Here is a 20099-nt window from a genome sequence, read left to right on the forward strand (position 1 = left end):
TTTGCCTGTGAATCGTCCGTTTCTAGTCGCCCACATCAGTGACCTGCACCTTAAAGCCGGCCAGCGCCTCACCTATGGGGTTGTGGATACCCTGGGCGCCCTGCGCCGCGCCATCGACCATCTGAACGCCAGCCGGCCGCGGCCGGATATCGTGGTGGTCAGCGGCGACCTGGTGGACTTCGGCCGCGCCGATGAATACGCCGTACTGCACCCGCAACTCGCGCGCCTGCACATGCCGTGCTACCTGGTGCCGGGCAACCATGACAGCCGTGGGCCGCTGTTGGATGCATTCAGTGACCACGCCTATTTGCCGCGTTCGGCCGACGGCCCGTTGGATTGGGTGGTGGACGCGCACCCGCTGCGGCTGATCGGTTTGGATTCCACCATTCCCGGCGGCCATGGTGGCCAGTTACTCGACAGCCAAGTGCAGTGGCTCGACGCACAGTTGGCGTTGCGCCCTGATGTGCCGACCTTGCTGATCCTGCACCATCCGCCCTTTATCAGCGGCATCGGCCATATGGACCGCGAACCCTTTATCAATGCCACCGCCCTGGAAGCCGTCGTCGCCCGGCACCCCCAAGTAGAACGCCTGTTATGCGGGCACCTGCACCGACCGATGCAGCGACGCTTCGGTGGCAGCCTCAGCTGTGTGTGCCCCGGCACGTCCCATCAGATCGTGCTGGATTTGCAGGCAGCGGCACCCGCGCATTTCAACCTGGAACCGGCGGGGTATCTGTTGCATCGCTGGGACGCGCAACAGGGGCTGATCAGCCACAACGGCGTGTTCGGGGACTACCCGGGCCCGTATCCGTTTTATGACGCGCATGGCTTGATTGACTGAGGCTTTACACAGGTTTCAGTCAGTGAGTAAGTGATTTTGAGCTGCTGCGCGATCCAGTGGGAGCACGCTTTCCGGCCAAACAGGCTTGTCTGCGTACATGAGCAAAACTCGTGATGATCTAAAATAAAATGAGTTTGTCTCACTATCGTCGCCCGCCGACAATGGCTGCCATTGAATATTGGCAGTGGAGTTATCAGTCATGGCAGTCGCTCATTCCCTTGGATTTCCGCGTATTGGACGCGATCGTGAACTGAAAAAAGCGCAGGAAGCGTTTTGGAAGGGCGAACTTGACGAAGCCGGCCTGCGCGCCGTGGGCCGTGACTTGCGCAAGGCCCATTGGGATCTGCAGAAGCAGGCCGGTATTGAGCTGTTGCCCGCCGGTGACTTCGCCTGGTACGACCAGGTACTCACGCATTCGCTGATGTTTGGCGTGATCCCCGAGCGTTTCCGCCCGGCTGACGGCCATGTCACCTTGCACACGCTGTTCGGCATGGCGCGTGGCGTCAGCGACAGTTGCTGCGGTGGCGCCCACGCCCAGGAAATGACCAAGTGGTTCGATACCAACTATCACTATCTGGTGCCGGAATTCAGCGCCGACCAGCAGTTCCACCTGGGTTGGGACCAACTCTTCGAGGAAGTGCAGGAAGCCCGTGAGCTGGGCCACAGCGTCAAGCCGGTGATCATCGGCCCGCTGACGTACCTGTGGTTGGGCAAGGCCAAGGGCGCCGACTTCGACAAACTCGACCTGCTGGAACGCCTGCTGCCGCTATACGGCCAGATCTTCCAGCGCCTGGCCGAGCTGGGTGTGGAATGGGTGCAGATCGACGAGCCGATCCTGGTACTCGACCTGCCGCAGGCATGGAAAAACGCCTTTGAGCGCGCCTACAACCTGATCCAGCGCGACCCGCTGAAAAAACTGGTGGCCACCTATTTCGGTGGGCTGGAAGAAAACCTCGGCCTGGCCGCCAACCTGCCGGTCGATGGCCTGCATATCGACCTGGTGCGTGCCGCAGATCAATACCCGACCATCCTTGATCGTCTGCCTGCTTACAAGGTGTTGTCCCTGGGGGTGGTCAATGGTCGTAACGTGTGGCGTTGCGACTTGGAACAGGCCCTGGCGACCTTGCAGCATGCTCATGAAAAACTCGGCGAGCGCCTGTGGGTGGCGCCGTCTTGCTCGCTGCTGCACAGCCCGGTGGACCTGGGCCGTGAAGACCAATTGGACGACGAGTTGAAAAGCTGGCTGGCCTTCGCCGTGCAAAAGTGCGCCGAAGTGGCGGTGCTGGCCCAGGCGGTCAGCCGGCCCGAAGCCCCCGACGTACGCGCGGCCCTGGCTGACAGCCGCGCCGTGCACGCCGCCCGCGCCGCATCACCGCGTATTCACAAACCCGCCGTACAAGCGCGTGTTGCAGCCATCAGCGCCAAGCACAGCCAACGCCAGTCGCTGTTTGCCCAGCGTATCGACAAACAGCGCGCCGGCCTCAACTTGCCACTGTTCCCGACCACCACCATCGGTTCGTTCCCGCAAACCGCATCGATCCGTCTGGCGCGTCAGTCTTACAAGGCCGGCAAGTTGAGTGAAGCCGACTACGTCGAAGCCATGCACAGCGAGATCAAGCACGCCGTACAGGTGCAGGAAAACCTCGGGCTGGATGTGCTGGTGCACGGTGAGGCCGAACGTAACGACATGGTCGAGTACTTCGCCGAGCAACTGGAGGGCTACGTGTTCACGCGCTTCGGCTGGGTGCAAAGCTACGGTTCGCGCTGCGTGAAACCGGCGGTGATTGTCGGCGACTTGAGCCGCCCGAAGGCCATGACTGTGGAGTGGATCCGTTATGCCCAAGGCCTGACCAGCAAGGTGATGAAAGGCATGCTGACCGGCCCGGTGACCATGCTGATGTGGTCCTTCGCACGTGAAGACGTGAGCCTCGAAGTGCAGGCTCGCCAGTTGGCCTTGGCCATTGGCGACGAAGTGCTGGACCTGGAAGCGGCGGGTATCAAGATCGTACAGATCGACGAGGCCGCATTCCGCGAAGGCCTGCCGTTGCGCCAGGCGCAGTGGCGGCATTACCTGGACTGGGCCACCGAAGTGTTCCGCCTGTGCGCCTGCGGTGTGCGTGATGAAACCCAGATCCACACGCACATGTGCTACAGCGAGTTCAACGATGTGATCGAGTCCATCGCGGCGATGGATGCCGACGTGATCACCCTCGAAACCTCGCGCTCGGACATGGAACTGCTGGACGCGTTCGAAGCCTTCGCTTACCCGAATGACATCGGCCCGGGCGTCTATGACATCCACTCGCCACGGGTACCGGATGCCTCGCAAATGGCCGGCCTGCTGCGCAAGGCAGCCACACGCATTCCGGCCGAGCGGTTGTGGGTTAACCCCGATTGCGGGTTGAAGACACGGGCTTGGCCGGAGACGGAGGCGGCGTTGATTCATATGGTGGCGGCCGCCCGGCAACTGCGAGCTGAACTGGCTTGATTGGCGAGTCGAATGCAATCCAAATGTGGGAGGGGGCAAGCCCCCTCCCACATTCAGTCCCTATCGCGTCAGAGGTATTTGAGCCAGGCCAGGTCCCGTCGCCGTGCTTTCAGCCCGGCGAACCAACGCACGGGCGCGTACAGTGCCAGCGGCAGCAGCAACGCCGCGAGCCACACGGCGCCCATGCCATCAAACCCAAAGTAGTTGCCGTGGTTAAGCCCAAACAACGCAACGCAGGCGATATACAGCACTTTGAGCACATAAAGATGCAGCAGGTAGAAGAACATCGGCACGGAACCAAACACCGCCAACACGCCGATCCAACGTCGATGCCCCGCGCGTTCCAACGCCAGCAACAGCAACAACCCAACCCCCAGCGTCAATGCCAGAAACAGTAGCGAAGGCGGGTACTTGGTTACATTGAAAAAGCTCATCAACGTCTGCACGCCGCTTTCGTAGGCCTGCCAAGGTTTCTCGCCATACCCGTTCGCCGCGCGCACCAGCACAAAGCCCACCAGCGCGCTCACCCCACCCACTAACAGGTAGCGCTGGCGCAACGCCGGCGGCATGCCGTTGGCAAACCAGGGGCCGATGCCATAGCCCAGGGCGATCACCCCGATCCACGGCAGCACCGGGTAGGTAATGCGCAGGCGCAGGGTATCGGACGCTTGAATCCAACTGCGTTCATGCAGGATCGACCACAACGTTTGCGCCGGCGAACCGGGCGTGAAGTGCAGCCCATCCAACAGGTTGTGCCCGCCGATGATCACCAGCGCCAGCGCGATCAAGAGCGGGCGCGGCAACCAGACCAAGGCGGCGAGGGCGAGCATGCTCACGCCGATCGCCCAGATCACCTGCATGTAGACCACGCTGGGCGGCAGTTGGAAGGTCCAGGCGAAGTTGACCAAGGTGAATTCCAGCACCACCAGAAACAACCCGCGCTTGAACAGGAACGCCGACACGTCGCGCCGGCCCTGGTATTTCTGGCCGTATAAAAACGCCGACAGCCCGGTGAGCAGCACGAACACCGGCGCGCACAGGTGGGCAAGGGTGCGGCTGATAAACAGCGCGGGTTCGGTGGTGTCGATGCTCATGGGGTCGCCGACCTGGCGGTGCAGCAGGAAGGTTTCGCGCACGTGGTCGAGCAGCATGAACAGGATCACCAGGCCGCGCAGGGCGTCGATGCTGAGCAGGCGTTGGCGCAGAGGGGCAGCGTCAGTCATGGAAAAGGTCGCAGGGCAGGGCGGAAAGAGGGCGTTATCCTATAACATTAATCGGCGCGAGGTGTCGCCATTTGGCTTTCGCCCGGCCAGGATTCTGCTACCGTCAGCCCATCCGCTGTCAGAGGACCTAGCATGCAGACTGTGCAATCCGTCATCGATTTCTGGAAAAACGCCGGCCCCAAACGCTGGTTCGCCAAGGACGATGCCTTCGACGCCAGCTTTCGCGATACCTTCTACGCCACTCACCTGCAAGCCGCCCGGCGTGAGCTGGAAAGCTGGTTGGGCTCAGCCGAAGGCGCGTTGGCCTTGTTGATCCTGCTCGACCAGTACCCGCGCAATGCGTTTCGCGGCACGGCGCATATGTTCGCCACCGACCCGCTGGCGCGGCTATATGCCCATCGCATGGTGGGAGCCGGCCTGGATCAACAGATCGAACCGTCTTTACGCGCGTTCTGTTATTTGCCGTTCGAACACTCGGAATCTCCCAGCGACCAGCAGCGTTCGCTGGAACTGAACCGGCATCTGGATAAAAACACGTATCACTGGGCCAAGGAGCACGCCAACATCATTGAGCGCTTCGCACGGTTTCCTCATCGCAACGAGGTCTTGGCCAGGGTCTCCACCCCCGCGGAGCAGGCCTTTCTCGCGGTAGGCGGGTTTGCCGGCTAGTGCGCTATTCCCAGCAGGAATGCCCCCATAAAAACCCTGCATTGTCTTTATCCGCGAACATCTCGTAGCGTGAGGGCTCATTCAAGGAGATTGCCCATGAGCCAGAGCCCGTTGCGCCTTTATGTGGATTCGTTGTTTACCAGCCCTTACGCGATGTCAGTGTTCGTCACCCTGCGGGAAAAGGGCCTGGCCTTCGATCTGGTCACCCTGGACCTGGACGCTGCGCAAAACCAGACCCCCGACTACGCCCGACTGTCTGTGACCCAGCGCGTCCCGACCCTGATAGAAGGCGACTTCGCGTTGTCGGAGTCTTCGGCGATCACCGAGTACCTGGAAGCGGTCTACCCGGAAACAGCGGTGTACCCGGCCGACCCCAAGCAACGGGCGAGGGCGCGCCAGGTGCAGGCGTGGTTGCGCAGCGATCTGCTGCCGATCCGCCAGGAACGCTCCACGCTGGTGGTGTTCTGCGGGCAGAAGAAACCGCCGCTGTCGGCTGAGACTCAAGCGGCCGCGCGCAAGTTGATCAATGCGGCGCAGGCATTGTTGGCGGGCAACCCGCCGTACCTGTTTGGCGCGTGGTCGATTGCCGATGTGGACCTGGCCGTGATGCTCAACCGCCTGATCCTCAATGGCGACGAGGTGCCGCCTGAGCTGGTGAAATACGCCGAGCGGCAATGGCAGCGGCCCTCGGTACAAGAGTGGGTCAATCAGCCACGTCCGGCGCTGTAGCCTTTGCGGTGATGTGCTCCACCCGCCGGTCCAGGTCTTCCCAATCGGCCATGCCCAGCACCCGCGTGGTGTTCAAGCCGCGCAGGTAACCGCGCAGTTGCTGGGCGTTGGCGTTGACCTGGTCCGCGTCTGCCGCTGCGTCCAGCAGCACCTGTTCGTACTCGATCAGGTAATCGGCGACGCGGTCACGGTACTCCGGCAAGACGGCTTCGCGGATGCGGTCGAAGGTTTTCTGGTGGGGCTTCATGGCAAGTCCTTATAGGTTTTGTCGTGACACTATCGCTTCAGATAATAGTCACCATCACGTAACGCAAGTTCTGTTTTTGCCGGGAAAGCGCAAAATCGCCCCATCGAAACGCTGTTCAAGGAAATGCGCGATGAGGACGATTATTCAATGGGCTTTGATGGCCCTGATGCTGGGCACTGTGGCGCTGAACAACGCGGCCATGGCCGGTGATCTGCGTACAGGCCATTTGCTACCTATCGGCACTGGCGTAAACTCCTTGCAGCACGCGCAATCGGTGGGTGTGTTGTTGAGCGACAATACGCGCGACAACCTCAGCTACCTCGAACGCTACCACGCCATGGCTATGAATGGCGCCAAGGATGCCCTCGACGGGCGTATCCGCCAGGCATTCATCAACAGCTCCGACCCGGAACTGGCGATTGATTGGTTAATGAACTCGCTGCAGGGAACCTTTGCGTCCGTCACTGTCTACGACACGCTGGATGCTCTTGTGCAAGCTCATCCTGACGTGGTGGTGATGCTCGATACCCATAACCAATTACTGACCCAGCGTAACGACGAGGTCGAGGCGCGGTTTATTGCGCGGTTCTATGACGCCGATCTGCAATACATCGCCAAGGCCGAAGGCTCGGTGCACAAGCAGGTGGCGTCGGTGTGGGTACGCGACAAGGCCGCGCCGGAGATTGCCGCGCAGATCGAGCAGCAGCGCGATGTGCAGCTCGATGCCTTGAAGCAGTTCGATGCGTCGCTCAAGGCGCTGGTTCGCGCAAGTTGATGTGAGCTTTTATTTTTTTGGCCTTTATCTTTTCGACCCAGGATTTGTTCATGCGCGCTTTTTTCGTACCGGCTGCGGCCTTGTTGATGACCGGCTGTGTGTCCGCCCCCAATACGCCAACCTTGACCTTGCAAACCAGCAAGGCCCCCGAAGCCTATATGCAGTGCGTGCTGCCCAAGCTGGAAAAACACGGCATCACCTCCACCGTGACGCAGAATTCGCGTCATGCCAGGGTGGTGCTGACCAGCAAGATCGCCGCCGACGATGTGCTGGAGGCCTACAAGGCCGGAGAGGGCGCCAAGGTGTTTTTGTATGAGCGCAAACCGCTGGCATCGACCATTACGCCGTCGCGGCTTGAACTGGCCGCACAGGACTGTAAGTAACACACCCATCCTGTGGGAGGGAGCAAGCCCCCTCCCACAGTGGATTTTTGTATGACTTAAGGTCGTGCTTCGTTGCTGAAGTTTTCGACTACTTTGACCAGGCCGCCGGCCGCCAACGCCACCAATTCACCGCCTTTCTCCACCGTCGCCAGCGCCGGGTCCGAGCCCATGCGCCCGTCCGGGAAGCGCGCCCGGAAGTCCAGGGCTTCGCGGATCGGCCCGGTATTGGCGATTTGTGGCGAATAGTCGGCCGACTTGATCGCCTCCGGGTAGGCCCATTGCGTCACGGCAATTTCCGATGGCGTGGCATGGCTGCCATGGCCCACCGGGAACTGGCGGTGCGCCAACTCGTTGACGCCGTCCAGGTCCCACCAGTTCACCAACTTCAATGCGAACCCGACCGGGCGGCGGGCGAAGCTGGCTTCGGCGTACAGCTCGGAAAAGGCCGCTTCAATCGTCGCGATGTTGCCGCCGTGGCCGTTGAGGAACAGGATCTTGTCGAAACCATGCCCGGCCAGCGAGCGCACCCAGTCGCCAATCGCGGCAATAAAGGTGGACGGGCGCAGGGAGATGGTGCCGGGAAACCCCAGGTGGTGCTGGGCCATGCCGATATTGAAGGTGGGGCCGATCAGGATGTCGGCGTTTTTTTGCGCCTCATGGGCGATGATTTCCGGGCACATCCAGTCGGTGCCCAGCAGGCCGGTGGGGCCGTGCTGCTCGTTGGAGCCAATGGGGATCACCACCGTGCGGCTGCGCTCCAGGAATTGCCCGATCTCGATCCAGGTCGATTGATGTAGAAGCATTCGAAGCTCTCTTTTATCTGTGGGGACAGGCTAACCGCCACGGATTGTACGACTACTGGCCACCTGTTGGGGTTTGCAATTGAGGTACGTCGAGGACTTCAACCAGCGCTGGTCGGGGTACCACGAAAACATGAACTGCCCATCCTTGAGTTTGTCCACCACTTGGCGCGCCACCTGCGGACGTACCGCCGGGCAACCCTGGCTGCGGCCGATACGGCCTTCGCGCTTGCTCCACAACGGGCTTACGTAGTCGGCGGCATGGATCACGATGGCGCGGTCGCGGGCCAGGTCATTGAACCCCGGCTCCAGGCCGTCCATGCGCAGCGAATAACCATGGGTGCCCAGGTAGCTTTCCTGGGTGCGGAACAAACCCAGGCTGGATTGGTGGCTGCCTTCGAGGTTGGAGAACTGGGTGGCGAAGTTTTCCCCGGACTTGGCGCCGTGGGCCACCAGGTCACGCAGCACGAGGGTTTTCTTGCGCAGGTCGAAGATCCATAGGCGACGGGCGGTCGAGGGCTGGGAGTAATCAATCACGGCCAGGCGCTCGGAGCGTTCCTCACCATTGCTGACCGCGCACTGCATGGCGTTCAGGGCGCTTTTGAGTACAGTGGGATTGAGTTCTGGAGCCGAGCGCGCCAGGCTGTTATACAAGGACGGAGGATTGCCGTTGGCGGCGAGCGCAGAGTTGCTCAATATAGCCAGTACGACGACCGCGCCGAGGCGGCACATAAAAGTCAGCATCTACAGTACAACTCCCCACTGTGGATTGGAGCAAAGTCATTGTTCAAAAAACACGCATGTTACTTGAGCATTTGCTTGCTCGTTGCACCATTGGTCGCCACAGCCGAAGCGCTGCCGGTGCAGCCGTTGCCGGTCAGCACGCCGGCGCCGTTGGACCTGGCGCCAGTGCAACAGGCCCTGGCGCAGTTGCCCAGCGTGTGTCCCGATCTGGCGCAGCATCTCGATGCGCCAGCGCTTGCACGCATGCAAGCCCTGTACCAGCAGCAAGGCGATGTCCCGTTGTGGTCAGACGAGACGCGCCGCCAAGCGCTGCACACGCAATTGCTGATGCTCGCCGATGATGGCCTGGACCCCACCCACTATAGCCTGCCTGCGCCACACGCCACGCAAAACGTGCTGTGCAGCGATATCGGCAGCAGCCAGCACTACCTGCAGGCCCTGCAGGATTTGCACTTCGGGCGCCTGCAGCAATCGCGCTTCGAACCGCTGTGGCATTCGCAGCCGCCCGCCGGCGACCCCAACGCCGCTGTGCTGGCCCTTGCCGCCGTCGGCCTGCACGACATGGCGCAAGCCTTCGACCAGGCGCGCCCCAGCGCCGATCTTTACCGCAGCCTGCGCAACGCCTATGCCAGCGTGCGCCAGCAACCGCTGCCGCATTGGGACCCGGTCGGCAGCGGGCCGTTACTGCGCCCCGGCATGGAAGACCCGCGCGTACCGGAACTGGCGCGCCGGCTTTACAGCGGCGGCTATTTGCCCAGCGAACCCAAGGGCGGCGACAGGCAATACCGCGCCGAACTGGTCGCGGCGGTCAAGGCTTTCCAGCTCAGCCACTCGCTGCAATCGGACGGCGTGATCGGTGCCGGCACCGTGGCAGAACTCAATATCAGCCCGGCGATTCGCCGCGAACAACTGCGCATCAACCTTGAACGTTTTCGCTGGCTGGCACAGGACCTGGAGCCCGAAGGCGTGTTGGTCAACGTTGCCGCCGCGCAACTGAGCGTGTACCAGAGCGGTATCCCCGTGTGGCAAACCCGTCTGCAGGTGGGGCGAGCAGAACGCCAGACGCCGTTGCTCAAATCGCGCATTACCCGGCTGACCCTCAACCCTACCTGGACTATCCCGCCCACCATCATGCGCGAGGACAAACTCCCGGCCATCCGCCTCAACCCCGAATACCTGCGCCAGCAAAACCTGCAAGTACTCGACGCCGAAGGCCACCCGCTGGCGCCCGAGTTGATCGACTGGGCGCGCCCCGGCAATATCCTGCTGCGCCAGGAAGCCGGCCCGCGCAACCCATTGGGCAAGATCGTGATGCGTTTCCCCAACCCGTACTCGGTGTACCTGCACGACACCCCCAGCCAGCCCCTGTTCACCAAAGGCCCACGTGCGTTCAGCTCCGGCTGTGTGCGGGTCGAGCAACCGTTGCTGCTGCGCGACCTGCTGGTCAGCCCGGCCGAACGCGCGCGCACCGATGAACTGCTGGCCACCGGCATGACCCACGAATTCAGGCTGGCCACGCCGGTGCCGGTGTTGTTGGGATATTGGACGGTCGAAGTCGACCGCGAGGGTGGGCTGGTGTATGCGCCGGATATCTATGCGCGGGACCTGGTGTTGATGAAGGCGATGGGGAGTGTGCTCTGAGTACAAGACAAATGCCGGGTGATGGTTTCCACGGCGTGCGCTGATGTGATGTGTGCGGTGTCGATGGTCATTGGCGCCTCGTCCCAGTCCTCGTACTCATGGGCCACTACCGATTGCCAGGTGGGTGGCGTGTGCCCTGGAATGTCGCTCACCCGGGTTTCGACACGGCGTTGGTGTTCCTGGACGTCTGAGCAAACCACTTGGATATCGAGCAACGCAACGCCTGCCGCTGCTGCGCTTGCCGTGAAGGCTGCGCGGCTTTCGCGCACGGGGTTCACGCAGTCGGCAATCACGGTATGCCCCACCGTCAAGTTACTCAGCGCCAGCGCATTCGCCACCCCATAGCCGCTGGCGCCCGGCAACATACCGGCATCGCGCAGCGCTTGTTCGATCACATCGATGCGCAGGTAAACCGCACCGATCCGGCACGCCAACTCGCGGGCAATCGTGGTTTTGCCGGTGCCGGGCAGGCCGCTGAAGACGATAAGCATGCTGCGATCCTTCGATAGGTCAGTGGGCGGCTTCAGGGTATCCTCCCATTCCCCACCGGTCGATCCCAGGACAGCCCATGCCCTTGCCGTTCGTAAAAATGCATGCCCATGGCGACGACTTCATCATCGTCGACCGTCGTGGCCAGGACGACCCGATCACCGCGCCAATCGCCCGCCGCCTGGGCAACCGCCACACCGGCATCGGTTTCAATCAGTTAGCGGTGGTGCTCGACTGCGAAGACGCCGCCGCGCGCGTCAAATTCTGGAACGCCGACGGCACACCGCTGGCCGCCTGTGGCAGCGCCACCCGCGGCGTGGCCGAGCGCTTGATGCATGAAACCGGCAGCCATTCGATTGTGCTGCGCACCGACCGTGGCTTGCTGACCTGCGTGCGCGAGTCGGGCCGCCGGGTGTCGGTGAACATGGGGGAACCTTCACTGGATTGGGCGAGCGTGCCGCTGGCCGGGGCCATGGACACGCGCACTTTGGCGATCGCAGGCGACCCGGCGGCGTGCAGCATGGGCAACCCGCATTGCACGTATTTTGTGCACGACATGGCCGCCGTCGATGTGGCAGTCGCGGGCCCGGCCCTGGAAACTCACCCGTTGTTCCCGGCCAGGACCAACGTGCATTTTGTGCAGGTGCTTGACCGTGGGCAGATCCGCCTGCGCATCTGGGAACGAGGCGGCGGTGTGCCGCTGGGTTCCGGCTCATGTTGCTGCGCGGCGGTGGTCAATGGCATCCGCCGAGGCTTGTTGGATGCCACGGTGCAGGTGCTATGCGACGGCGGCACGCTCACGGTGCAGTGGGACGGGCAGGGCGGCGTGGTGTTGACCGGCAGTGTGGAACCGATCATGCAGGGCAGCGCCTATTTGTACTGAAACGTCACCGTAAATGTGGTGCCGCCCGTGGCACAGGAGCGTACCGCCACGTCACCGCCGTGCACCTTGGCCAATTCGCGCACGATATACAGGCCCAGCCCCACACTGCGCACCTCACTGCCCTGGTCGGTGCCCCGGGTCATGGGCTCGAACAGCACCGCCAGCAGCGCTTCGGGAATCACCGCGCCGTCGTTGTGCACGGCCACCTCGCATGCGCCACCACCCAGCCGCGAGGTGATGGTGATCGGCCGTTGCAGGTCGCCATAGGCCACGCTGTTGGCCACCAGGTTGCCGATGATCTGCTGCACGCGGTCGGCGTCCAGGCAGGCGTCGCCCTGGCCTTCGGCGTGATGCACCAGCGTCGCCTTGGGGAATGCCACGCGCAGTTCGTCCACCGCGTGGGCAATCACCTGATGCAGCGCCAACGGTGCCGCCTTGATGGTGATGCCGTGGCCGACCCTGGCCTGGGTGAAGTCCAGCAGGTCGGCGATCATGCGCTGGGCGCGTTCGGACGATAGGCCGATTTGCCCAAGCAACTGGCGCTCCTTGGCGGTGCGCTCGCCACGGCTGAGAAAGTCCGAGGCCAGGCGGATGGCCGTGAGGGGGTTCTTCAAGTCATGGCTGACAATCGCCACCATCTGCTCGGCAAACAGCGCGCGGCGCTGGGAGATGGCATAGGCCTCTTTCAGCTCGGCCTGGGCCTGATGCAGCGCAGCTTCGGTGGCGGTTTTTTCCTGCAGCAGGGCTTCGGCCAGGTTGCGTGCGTTGAGCAGTTCGCGCTCGTACTTGTCGCGGTCGGTGGTGCCGAACAGCGCCAGGTCGTACACCACGGCGTCGGCCTGTTCACGCTTGTTACCGTTGAGCAGCACGGTCACCTTGTGCCCGTCGCGGTGCAGCATGTCCAGCTTCACTTCGGTCACGCTGCCGTGCATGCGCAGCATGGGCGCCAAGTGGGTCTGGTGGAAAATCCGCCCGCCCATGGTCAGCAGGTCCTGGAAGCGCCGGCTGCACAGCTCGCTGAGGCTGAACCCCAGCCAATCGCTGAAGCGCGCATTGGCTTGCAGGATGGTGCCGTCCTCGGCGGTGACGGCCAGGGCGCAGGCGGCGCTGTCGAACACTTCAGCCGACACGCGCGGCCATCCAGGGCGCGAGGAAAGCGGCCATGGCGGCCGCACAGGCTTGCGGCGCGCTCATGTGCGGGCAATGGCCGACGTTGTCCACCAGGCAATAGGTGCTGTTGGGCAACACGCTGTGCAGGTATTCACCCACGGCGATGGGGGCGATCAGGTCGTCGCTCGATTGCAGGATCAGCACCGGCGTGGTCAGGCCGATCACGTCCTGGCGGTTGTCCGACAGGAAGGTCACCCGCGCGAATTGCTTGGCGATGTCCGGTTCGGTGCGGCAGAAGCTGTCGGTCAACTGCACGCCCAGCGCGGGCTGGTCAGGCGCGCCCATGATCACCGGGGCCATGGCGCTGGACCAGCCGAGGTAATTACCGTCGAGGGTGTCGAGCAGTTCGTCGATGTCGCTGCGCTTGAAACCGCCCACGTAGCCGTCTGCATTGATATAGCGCGGCGACGGGCCGATCATCACATGCGCCGCGATACGTCCCGGCACCAGGCGGTCGGCAAGGGCACCGATCATCGCGCTGACCGAGTGCCCCACCAGAATCACCGGGCCTTCGGCATAGGCGTCGATGATCTCGTTAAGGTCGCGGGCATAACCGTCCAGCGCGCCGTACTTGGTTTTATCGAAGGCCTTGAGGTCGGAAAGACCGGCGCCTACCAAGTCGTACATCACCACGCGAAAACGCTCTTTGAACGAGGGCGCCAGGTAATTCCACATGGCCTGGTTGCAGCCAAAGCCATGGGAAAACACCAGGGTCGAGGTCCCGTTGCCCATCACGTTGACGTTGTTGCGGTGGCGTAAGTCCATGGCGATCTCGACGTATTGGCGTATTGCTGGATGTGGCGCAGTTTAGATAGCCGACCGCTTTGGGTCACGCGTTATAGCGCTGATAGGTTACAGTCGGCGCCTTCAGGAAGAAACTTCAGGTAACAAACATGATGCGGTGGTTGCGGCAATCTGTCTTGAGTCTGCTGGTGCTGGCGTGCGCCAGCCTGTTTAGCACCGTCCAGGCTGGCTCTTCGCCCATTGGCGTGGCGCTCGACCAGCGGGTGATTGACCTGACCAACACGCTGGATGCCGACACCACCACCCGTCTGGCAGACCAACTCGCCGCCCTTGAGCAGCGCAAAGGCGCGCAAGTGGCCGTGTTGCTGGTGCCCACCCTCGGCGACGCGAACCTCGAGGAGTACACCAACCAACTGTTCCGCGCCTGGAAACTGGGGCGCAAGGACGTCGACGACGGCATTCTGCTGCTGGTGATCAAGGATGATCGCAAGGTGCGCATCGAAGTGGGCTATGGCCTGGAAGGCACCGTCACGGACCTGTTGTCCCACCGCATCATTGAAGAACGCATCAAGCCGGCGTTTCGTCAGGGCGACTATGCGGGCGGCATCAGCCAGGGCGTCGATGACCTGGTTATGCTGGTGGACGGCGGCGACTTGCCCGAGGTCGCCAAACCTGGGGTAAACCTCCAGATCATCGCGATGCTGCTGGCATTTATCGCGGGCGCCGTCGGCGGTGTACTGCTCGCCGCCGGCAAGCTGCATTGGCGCCGCGCCTTGATTGCCGCAGTGGCGGTTACGCTGTTGCTGGCGATTTTTGGCGGTGGTAGCGAATGGCTTTTGTGCCTGCTGGTGATGCCGCTGGTCATGCTGATCGGCGGCGCGACGTTCGGCGCGTTGTGGCTGGCGCGCGCGGTGTTTTATGGCGTCATCGGGTTGCTGGCCTACATCCTGGGCCTGGTTGTGGTGAATCATCAGTTCGCCGAGGTCAATTTCAGCCATTGGCTGGCGTATCCGCTGGGTGTGTTGGTGGTGCTGGGGCTGTACCTGGTGCTGTTCGCGGTCATGCGGGCGGCCTGGAAGCAAAGCCGCGCGGGTTTTATCGCGCGGTTGCTGGCGGCGGTGGCGGTGTATGTAGCGGCGGGAACGCTGATGGACCTAGGGCGCAACAGCTGGCTGTTTGCATTCCCCATCGCCTCGTTTGCGGCGCTGTTCATCTTCATCAAGACCAGCGGCGGGTCGGGGTCGAGTTCGGATTCGGATTCAAGCTCAAGCTCTAGCTCAAGCTCGGATTCCAGCTCGAGCTCCAGCAGTTCCAACAGCTCTTCTGGTGGTGGCGGTTCCAGCGGCGGCGGCGGGGCTTCGGGGAGCTGGTAGTAACGCGCTTTTCCGCTCGCCGTTACAGCCGCTTGGACATAAACACCCGGCTGCTGCCCTCTGGCGCACAGGGTATTTCGCCGAACCGCACCCAGCCGTTCTTCTCGTAAAACCCCGGCGCCTGGAAGCTGATGGTGTACAGCACGGCATTCAGGCAGCCTCGGCGCCGGGCTTCGTCCTCAAAGGCTTGCAGCAAACGGCTGCCCAGGCCTGTGCCGCGCAGGGTGGCGGGCACGTGGAACAGGTCGAGAAAGGCCATGCCCAGCGTGGTTTTACCCGTGATGCCGCCGATGACCTGCCGGGTCTCGGGGTCCTTGATCAACACGGTGAGCGGCAGGCGGTCGTTGTAGCCGGTGACACCTTCGTTGAACGCGGCCAAGCCACTGCCCAGCACGCGCTCGGCGTCGGGGTTGGCGTGGTCGCTGATTTCAATAATCGGTGCGGTCATTACGAACTCTCCGTCTGTTAGAGCGCCATCACCATCTCATGCCACGCCATGCCGCCATGATCCGAGGGTGAAGGCCGCACATAGGTGTAGCCCATATGTTCGTACAACGGCACATGCCGCGCCTTGCACATCAAGTGAATCGTGCGCTTGCCCAGCGCCTGCACGCGCCGCACAAACTCGCTCATCAGCCGCTGGGCGTAGCCGTTGCGCTGATGCGCGGGGTCGACCACCACCGACATGATCACCACATTCGGCGCCTCGGGCGCATGCCCCACCAACTCCTTGAACGTCTCGTCGGACATCACCACTTCGTGGGCGCAACCACTGTTGATAAACCCCACCACCTCGCCGTCGGCTTCCAGAATCAGAAAGCCTTGCGGGTACTGCGCAATGCGCGTGGCGATTTTTTCCAGGGTCGCGGCTTCGTCGCCTTCATAGGCGCTGGTTTCAATCTCGAAGCAGCGGGCGGCGTCGGCGGGGAGGGCGTTGCGCAGGGTGAGGGCGGGCATGCGGGTTCCTGGGGGGGAGGGAAAGGCCATATGATAAATACAAACCGACAGGGCACCAAAAACAGATAAAGGAAGGACCCCTTGCTGAAAATAAAACGCGCCACACCCGAGGATGCCGATGCCGCTTTCAACATCCGCCGCGAAGCCATACGCGGCCAATGCATCGGCGCCTACACCGCTGAGCAAATGGCGCTCTGGACCCGAGGCCGGGCCGAGGATGGCTACAGCGCGTTGATGGATAAACCGTTCTACCTGGGCTGGATAGACGATGAGCCTGTTGCCACCGGCATGCTCGACCTTGCCAACAACGAAGTGGGCGCGTTGTTTGTGCTGCCGCAATTCATCGGGCGCGGGTACGGCAAGGCGATGCTTGACCACCTTGAAGACGTTGCGCGGGCATTGGAGATAAAGGAAGTGGTGCTGGATGCGACATTGAATGCCGCGAGCTTCTATCGGGCGTGTGGATATGTGGGCGAGCGGCAGGCTATTTACCATTCGCCCTCGGGGTTGACGTTGGCGTGTATCCCGATGGCTAAGCGACTAAGTGCGTAAGGCACTCTTTCAACGACGCAGGAGCCCATCGGTGTGAGCGCTCGAGCTTTGGCGAGGCCGCGATGGAGGCGCTACAAAAAGGACGACCACCTTGCCGCTGCGATACAGTCTGGGTGGCAGCTGTGCGCGGGTTTGCAGACCAGGAAGAATCACCCCCGGCAGACCGGAAGGTCTCCCACGCATAGTAGCCATAAATCGAGACGCAGGCGGGCTCCGCCTGCGGGTCTGATGACTGTGCAGGTTGATTCTAGTGTGTAGTGCTGCGAAACCCCGTCGCTGACCAAAATCGGCGACGGGGCGAACAAAAAGTGCCCTCCGTCGAGGTGCAATCAAGAGGATGTAACCATGCTACTGGCGAACCGCGTCCGTCCGCACACTTGACCGTAAACCTTCTGCTGCGCCCGTCATTCTCAAAGCCTGACCCATTGTCACCGATGATATAGTCCCGGCGTTTTTTACCCTTAATCGCGCCGGGAGACTCCAGGAGAATCTGCATAAACCTTTACACCGCAGGCTATGAGGGCCTCAGTCTCAATGCCTTCATCGCGCGCCTGAAGCAGGCCGGGATCGACAAGGTGCTGGATGTGCGTGAATACCCGCTATCGCGCAAAAAGGGCTTCTCCAACAATGCCTTTGCCCAGTGTCTGGCCGCTGAAGGCATCGCCTACGAACATAGTCGTGCGCTGGGTTGCCCTAAACCGATACGCAAGCAATACAAGGAGGACGGAGACTGGGCTGCGTATGCTTGCGGCTTTCGAGCGTATATCCGCACTCAAGGCACGGTGCTCAAAGCGTTAGTGTGCAGCACGGCTGACCAGCGGATCTGCATGGTCTGTTATGAGGCGGACGCTGCTTTTTGTCATCGCAGCCTGATCGCTGAAGCAGCCCAGGGGCTGGACAGTTCGCTGCAAACCCAGCATCTACCTCTCAGAACAGAGCCATTTGCTGATCGCCTGCTGTCGGTCGCCTAGGCGGATAAATCAGGCTGACAATCAGCCACTGTCCCGGAAAACGATGGAGGGTGCCCATTAACAGCATTAAATCCTTGGTGGTTAGTTCGGTTTCCAATTTGTGTCTGAACGGGACTTCCCAGCCGTTTGCCCCGTGTTTGCGAAACACATTTCGATAGAGCTGGCTGGCTTCCCAGTCATCGAAGAGCTGCCAGAAAGACTTGTAACTACACATGGATAGATCACGCGAGGCGCCTAGATCCTTGTCGGCGCAAACTCCGAAAAGTCCCCACCGCCTGTATCCCAAAAAACCCTGCCATCTGTGCCTATCGCCCATCGCTCGGGGCGACTAGCCTCACACCACGCTAACTGACGACCGAGCACCCATGGACCTCACCGCTGTCCCCTTTGGTACCACCGACTGGTCCACCGTCGACCCCGTCGTTCATCCCGGCGTCACGGGCAGCGCGCTATGGCGTACCCGCCATTTCGGCACCACCCGCGTACGCACAGTGGAATACACCCCAGGCTACCTGGCCGATCATTGGTGTACGCGTGGGCATGTGCTGTTGTGCCTGGAAGGCGAGTTGCACACGGAGTTGCAAGACGGTCGCCGGTTCACGCTGACGGCCGGGATGAGTTACCAGGTGGGCAATGACATGGAGGCGCATCGCTCTTCGACGAGCGTTGGGGCGAAGCTATTTATCGTGGATTGAGGGCCTGGATACCTGTGGTAGGGAGCAAGCCCCCTCCCACAGTTGAACCGTTGTGTGTCAGTGCATCTGGCTATGGTCCATGCCATCCAACCCACGCGCGGTTGCAGTCACGTCAACCGTCTGTTTTTCCCCCTTGGCGTTTTCCACGGTCAAGGTCAGTGGCACCTGGTCGCCTTCCTTGATCTGCCCGGTCAGGCCCATCAGCATCACGTGATAACCGTTCGGGTCGAGCTTGACCGCTTTGCCGGCCGGCAGCGCAACCGAGTCCACCGGGCCCATGCGCATTACGTCGTCGCGCATGCTCATTTCATGGATCTGTACGTCTTTGGCCACCGGCGAGGCCACACGCAGCAATTTGCTGTCGCTGTCGGCGGTGATGGTCATGAACGCGCCGCTGGATGGCTGGCCCGGCACCGAGGCGCGTACCCAGGCGTCGGTCACTTGCACCTGGGCGCTGGCGTGTGCGGCGAAACCCAGCAGGGCGAGGCTTAAGGTCAAGCGCTTGAGGTGTTGAACGGCAGTCATTAGCAGACCTCCATGACGGTGAGCAGGTCTTCTGCGCACTCTTTAGCGGTAAGGGACGCCTGCAGGCCCAGGCGCAGGTTGCCACGGGTGTCGAAGACAAAACTGGTGGCGGTGTGCGACAGGGTGTAGGTGTCGCCGGCGGGGATTTTTTCATAAAAGATCCCGAACTCCTTGGCGGCCACGGCGATTTCTTCCGGGGTGCCGTAGAGCGCTTCGAAGCTGGGGTCGAAGGCCTTGACGTACTTGTCGAGAATTTCCGGTGTGTCGCGCTCCGGGTCCAGGGTGATGAAAATCACCTGCATGATCTCGCCGTCACGGCCCATCAGCTTCTTGGCCTGGGCGGCGCGAGCCAGTGTGGTGGGGCACACGGCCGGGCACTGGGTGAAACCGAAGAACACCACCGGCATCAGGCCACGGTAGGAACTGAGGGTGACGGTGTCGCCCTCGGTGTTCTTGAGCTTGAAGGTGCGGCCCATGATCTTGTCGCTCAAGTCCTTGCCGTACTTGAAGTTCAATCGGGGGCTGTTGTCACAACCGGCCAGCAGGCCCAGACCCAGCAGGCTCATGCCGGTGAGGACCTTGCGGCGGGTGAATAACGTACTCATCAACTGTGCGTCCTGTGAAACGCCTGCATTGCTCTGGATCTACACATCAGGCTTTGAAAAGGAGTAAACGAGGAGGGCGCCCAGTCTACCAACCCAGGCCTGCGTGCGTAATCTGCGACGTTCTGCCACAGGGGCGCGCTGCGTTTCGTCCCTTTGCGGCTTCGGTGGTAGAGTCGCCGCCATGAATTCAAGCCACCCCGACCGTTCACTGATCGCCTGGACCCTGTACTTCTGCGTGCTGATGAACCTGTTCGCGTGCGGTTTGGGCCATGGCCGGATGATGGGCCAGGAGCTCAACGGGATCGGTGGGGCGTTCTGTTCGGTGAGCGGTAAACAGGCGCCACTTTCCGACAAAGGGTTAAACGACGCAGCCTCCAGCAACATCTCGAACTACTTTGCCTGCCCGGTGTGCGCCGCCTTGACCGTCGCCCTGGTGTTCCTGATCGGCCTGGCCTGGCTGCTGGGCCTGGGGCAAACCCCACGCCGTGCCTGTGCCCAACGCAACAAGGCGCCGCCGCGTTACGCCTGGCCCTCGGCCAACCCCCGCGCTTCACCCGCATTCTGACGTGTGCCCTGTGCCTCCTGTGATCAGGCG

At 61.9% G+C, this 20099-nt stretch carries 24 protein-coding genes; 13 read left to right on the top strand and 11 right to left on the bottom strand.

Going from position 1 to position 20099, the window contains the following annotated elements:
- Nucleotides 1-7: 7 nt before the first annotated feature.
- Together AB4O23_RS15540 and metE are read left to right on the top strand one after the other, a co-directional pair.
- On the top strand, nt 8-841 hold the full coding sequence (locus AB4O23_RS15540; RefSeq protein ID WP_026067220.1) for a phosphodiesterase: 834 nt from the start codon (nt 8-10) through the stop codon (nt 839-841).
- A 199-nt stretch (nt 842-1040) separates the two neighbouring features.
- Nucleotides 1041-3329 (top strand): 5-methyltetrahydropteroyltriglutamate--homocysteine S-methyltransferase, encoded by a 2289-nt coding sequence (gene metE, locus AB4O23_RS15545; RefSeq protein WP_068935783.1) that lies wholly within the window; start codon nt 1041-1043, stop codon nt 3327-3329.
- A 68-nt stretch (nt 3330-3397) separates the two neighbouring features.
- Here metE and AB4O23_RS15550 read toward each other — a convergent pair whose 3' ends face one another.
- Entirely contained in the window at nt 3398-4552 is a 1155-nt protein-coding gene (locus AB4O23_RS15550) for a DUF1624 domain-containing protein (RefSeq protein WP_065878714.1), read from the bottom strand.
- Nucleotides 4553-4684: 132 nt separating this feature from the next.
- On the opposite strand from AB4O23_RS15550, the gene AB4O23_RS15555 reads away from it, so the two are divergent.
- Nucleotides 4685-5221: a DUF924 family protein gene (locus AB4O23_RS15555; protein ID WP_460106057.1), complete on the top strand. Its 537-nt coding sequence runs from the start codon at nt 4685-4687 to the stop codon at nt 5219-5221.
- Nucleotides 5222-5317: 96 nt separating this feature from the next.
- Entirely contained in the window at nt 5318-5950 is a 633-nt protein-coding gene (gene yfcF / locus AB4O23_RS15560) for a glutathione transferase (RefSeq protein ID WP_068935785.1), read from the top strand.
- Here yfcF and AB4O23_RS15565 read toward each other — a convergent pair.
- Nucleotides 5925-6197, bottom strand: a complete 273-nt coding sequence (locus tag AB4O23_RS15565) for a hypothetical protein (RefSeq protein WP_065878721.1) — start codon at nt 6195-6197, stop codon at nt 5925-5927. The genes yfcF and AB4O23_RS15565 overlap by 26 nt on opposite strands.
- Nucleotides 6198-6327: 130 nt before the next feature.
- On the opposite strand from AB4O23_RS15565, the gene AB4O23_RS15570 reads away from it, so the two are divergent.
- Entirely contained in the window at nt 6328-6972 is a 645-nt protein-coding gene (locus AB4O23_RS15570) for an ATPase (RefSeq protein WP_065878723.1), read from the top strand.
- Between the two features lie 50 nt (nt 6973-7022).
- Nucleotides 7023-7355 (top strand): hypothetical protein, encoded by a 333-nt coding sequence (locus AB4O23_RS15575; RefSeq protein WP_026067221.1) that lies wholly within the window; start codon nt 7023-7025, stop codon nt 7353-7355.
- A gap of 56 nt (nt 7356-7411) precedes the next feature.
- Here AB4O23_RS15575 and AB4O23_RS15580 read toward each other — a convergent pair whose 3' ends face one another.
- Entirely contained in the window at nt 7412-8158 is a 747-nt protein-coding gene (locus AB4O23_RS15580) for a creatininase family protein (protein WP_460150191.1), read from the bottom strand.
- A gap of 30 nt (nt 8159-8188) precedes the next feature.
- Nucleotides 8189-8899 (bottom strand): murein L,D-transpeptidase catalytic domain family protein, encoded by a 711-nt coding sequence (locus tag AB4O23_RS15585; protein ID WP_017527286.1) that lies wholly within the window; start codon nt 8897-8899, stop codon nt 8189-8191.
- Between the two features lie 39 nt (nt 8900-8938).
- On the opposite strand from AB4O23_RS15585, the gene AB4O23_RS15590 reads away from it, so the two are divergent.
- Complete coding sequence (locus tag AB4O23_RS15590) at nt 8939-10540, top strand: L,D-transpeptidase family protein (RefSeq protein ID WP_460059933.1); 1602 nt, start codon at nt 8939-8941, stop codon at nt 10538-10540.
- Here the strand turns inward: AB4O23_RS15590 and AB4O23_RS15595 are convergent.
- Nucleotides 10492-11031 carry a P-loop nucleotide/nucleoside kinase family protein gene (locus AB4O23_RS15595; RefSeq protein WP_017527288.1) on the bottom strand — a complete coding sequence of 180 codons (540 nt, stop codon included), beginning with the start codon at nt 11029-11031 and terminating at the stop codon, nt 10492-10494. The genes AB4O23_RS15590 and AB4O23_RS15595 overlap by 49 nt on opposite strands.
- A gap of 77 nt (nt 11032-11108) precedes the next feature.
- On the opposite strand from AB4O23_RS15595, the gene dapF reads away from it, so the two are divergent.
- On the top strand, nt 11109-11912 hold the full coding sequence (dapF, locus tag AB4O23_RS15600; protein ID WP_017527289.1) for a diaminopimelate epimerase: 804 nt from the start codon (nt 11109-11111) through the stop codon (nt 11910-11912).
- Here dapF and AB4O23_RS15605 read toward each other — a convergent pair.
- Both AB4O23_RS15605 and AB4O23_RS15610 read right to left on the bottom strand, forming a co-directional pair.
- Nucleotides 11900-13042, bottom strand: a complete 1143-nt coding sequence (locus AB4O23_RS15605) for a PAS domain-containing sensor histidine kinase (RefSeq protein ID WP_065878725.1) — start codon at nt 13040-13042, stop codon at nt 11900-11902. The two genes, dapF and AB4O23_RS15605, sit on opposite strands and share 13 nt — an antisense overlap.
- Nucleotides 13032-13847: an alpha/beta fold hydrolase gene (locus AB4O23_RS15610; protein ID WP_065878727.1), complete on the bottom strand. Its 816-nt coding sequence runs from the start codon at nt 13845-13847 to the stop codon at nt 13032-13034. The genes AB4O23_RS15605 and AB4O23_RS15610 overlap by 11 nt, the downstream gene beginning before the upstream one ends.
- 128 nt (nt 13848-13975) lie before the next feature.
- Here AB4O23_RS15610 and AB4O23_RS15615 point away from each other — a divergent pair, with 128 nt between their 5' ends.
- Nucleotides 13976-15199, top strand: a complete 1224-nt coding sequence (locus AB4O23_RS15615; protein WP_065878728.1) for a TPM domain-containing protein — start codon at nt 13976-13978, stop codon at nt 15197-15199.
- A gap of 22 nt (nt 15200-15221) precedes the next feature.
- Here AB4O23_RS15615 and AB4O23_RS15620 read toward each other — a convergent pair whose 3' ends face one another.
- Entirely contained in the window at nt 15222-15647 is a 426-nt protein-coding gene (locus tag AB4O23_RS15620) for a GNAT family N-acetyltransferase (protein ID WP_017527293.1), read from the bottom strand.
- Nucleotides 15648-15664: 17 nt separating this feature from the next.
- Nucleotides 15665-16156, bottom strand: a complete 492-nt coding sequence (locus AB4O23_RS15625) for a GNAT family N-acetyltransferase (RefSeq protein WP_460059935.1) — start codon at nt 16154-16156, stop codon at nt 15665-15667.
- An 81-nt stretch (nt 16157-16237) separates the two neighbouring features.
- Between AB4O23_RS15625 and AB4O23_RS15630 the strand changes: the two genes are divergently transcribed.
- The 3 genes from AB4O23_RS15630 (at nt 16238) to AB4O23_RS15640 (ending at nt 18374) form a co-directional block, all read left to right on the top strand.
- On the top strand, nt 16238-16708 hold the full coding sequence (locus tag AB4O23_RS15630; RefSeq protein ID WP_065878731.1) for a GNAT family N-acetyltransferase: 471 nt from the start codon (nt 16238-16240) through the stop codon (nt 16706-16708).
- A 584-nt stretch (nt 16709-17292) separates the two neighbouring features.
- A complete protein-coding gene (locus AB4O23_RS15635; protein ID WP_241664990.1) occupies nt 17293-17679 on the top strand; it encodes a DUF488 domain-containing protein in 387 nt (128 codons plus the stop codon).
- A 365-nt stretch (nt 17680-18044) separates the two neighbouring features.
- Nucleotides 18045-18374 carry a DHCW motif cupin fold protein gene (locus AB4O23_RS15640; RefSeq protein WP_017527297.1) on the top strand — a complete coding sequence of 110 codons (330 nt, stop codon included), beginning with the start codon at nt 18045-18047 and terminating at the stop codon, nt 18372-18374.
- A gap of 57 nt (nt 18375-18431) precedes the next feature.
- On the opposite strand, the gene AB4O23_RS15645 is transcribed toward AB4O23_RS15640, so the two are convergent.
- Nucleotides 18432-18899: a copper chaperone PCu(A)C gene (locus AB4O23_RS15645; protein WP_068935791.1), complete on the bottom strand. Its 468-nt coding sequence runs from the start codon at nt 18897-18899 to the stop codon at nt 18432-18434.
- The gene (locus AB4O23_RS15650) at nt 18899-19504 is read right to left on the bottom strand and encodes an SCO family protein (RefSeq protein ID WP_003174593.1); all 606 of its coding nucleotides are present in this window, start codon (nt 19502-19504) and stop codon (nt 18899-18901) included. The genes AB4O23_RS15645 and AB4O23_RS15650 overlap by 1 nt, the downstream gene beginning before the upstream one ends.
- A 181-nt stretch (nt 19505-19685) precedes the next feature.
- Here AB4O23_RS15650 and AB4O23_RS15655 point away from each other — a divergent pair, with 181 nt between their 5' ends.
- On the top strand, nt 19686-20069 hold the full coding sequence (locus AB4O23_RS15655) for a DUF2946 domain-containing protein (protein ID WP_017527299.1): 384 nt from the start codon (nt 19686-19688) through the stop codon (nt 20067-20069).
- The last annotated feature ends 30 nt before the right edge of the window (nt 20070-20099 follow it).

It is taken from the genome of Pseudomonas sp. H2_A10, from assembly GCF_054680085.1.

What these genes read in the sequence shown, in the direction of transcription:
- metE (WP_068935783.1), top strand. Translation starts at nt 1,041, where the DNA reads ATGGCAGTCGCTCATTCCCTTGGATTTCCGCGTATTGGACGCGATCGT.
- AB4O23_RS15550 (WP_065878714.1), bottom strand. Translation starts at nt 4,552, where the DNA reads ATGACTGACGCTGCCCCTCTGCGCCAACGCCTGCTCAGCATCGACGCC.
- AB4O23_RS15555 (WP_460106057.1), top strand. Translation starts at nt 4,685, where the DNA reads ATGCAGACTGTGCAATCCGTCATCGATTTCTGGAAAAACGCCGGCCCC.
- yfcF (WP_068935785.1), top strand. Translation starts at nt 5,318, where the DNA reads ATGAGCCAGAGCCCGTTGCGCCTTTATGTGGATTCGTTGTTTACCAGC.
- AB4O23_RS15565 (WP_065878721.1), bottom strand. Translation starts at nt 6,197, where the DNA reads ATGAAGCCCCACCAGAAAACCTTCGACCGCATCCGCGAAGCCGTCTTG.
- AB4O23_RS15570 (WP_065878723.1), top strand. Translation starts at nt 6,328, where the DNA reads ATGAGGACGATTATTCAATGGGCTTTGATGGCCCTGATGCTGGGCACT.
- AB4O23_RS15575 (WP_026067221.1), top strand. Translation starts at nt 7,023, where the DNA reads ATGCGCGCTTTTTTCGTACCGGCTGCGGCCTTGTTGATGACCGGCTGT.
- AB4O23_RS15580 (WP_460150191.1), bottom strand. Translation starts at nt 8,158, where the DNA reads ATGCTTCTACATCAATCGACCTGGATCGAGATCGGGCAATTCCTGGAG.
- AB4O23_RS15585 (WP_017527286.1), bottom strand. Translation starts at nt 8,899, where the DNA reads ATGCTGACTTTTATGTGCCGCCTCGGCGCGGTCGTCGTACTGGCTATA.
- AB4O23_RS15595 (WP_017527288.1), bottom strand. Translation starts at nt 11,031, where the DNA reads ATGCTTATCGTCTTCAGCGGCCTGCCCGGCACCGGCAAAACCACGATT.
- dapF (WP_017527289.1), top strand. Translation starts at nt 11,109, where the DNA reads ATGCCCTTGCCGTTCGTAAAAATGCATGCCCATGGCGACGACTTCATC.
- AB4O23_RS15610 (WP_065878727.1), bottom strand. Translation starts at nt 13,847, where the DNA reads ATGGACTTACGCCACCGCAACAACGTCAACGTGATGGGCAACGGGACC.
- AB4O23_RS15615 (WP_065878728.1), top strand. Translation starts at nt 13,976, where the DNA reads ATGATGCGGTGGTTGCGGCAATCTGTCTTGAGTCTGCTGGTGCTGGCG.
- AB4O23_RS15620 (WP_017527293.1), bottom strand. Translation starts at nt 15,647, where the DNA reads ATGACCGCACCGATTATTGAAATCAGCGACCACGCCAACCCCGACGCC.
- AB4O23_RS15625 (WP_460059935.1), bottom strand. Translation starts at nt 16,156, where the DNA reads ATGCCCGCCCTCACCCTGCGCAACGCCCTCCCCGCCGACGCCGCCCGC.
- AB4O23_RS15640 (WP_017527297.1), top strand. Translation starts at nt 18,045, where the DNA reads ATGGACCTCACCGCTGTCCCCTTTGGTACCACCGACTGGTCCACCGTC.
- AB4O23_RS15645 (WP_068935791.1), bottom strand. Translation starts at nt 18,899, where the DNA reads ATGACTGCCGTTCAACACCTCAAGCGCTTGACCTTAAGCCTCGCCCTG.
- AB4O23_RS15650 (WP_003174593.1), bottom strand. Translation starts at nt 19,504, where the DNA reads ATGAGTACGTTATTCACCCGCCGCAAGGTCCTCACCGGCATGAGCCTG.
- AB4O23_RS15655 (WP_017527299.1), top strand. Translation starts at nt 19,686, where the DNA reads ATGAATTCAAGCCACCCCGACCGTTCACTGATCGCCTGGACCCTGTAC.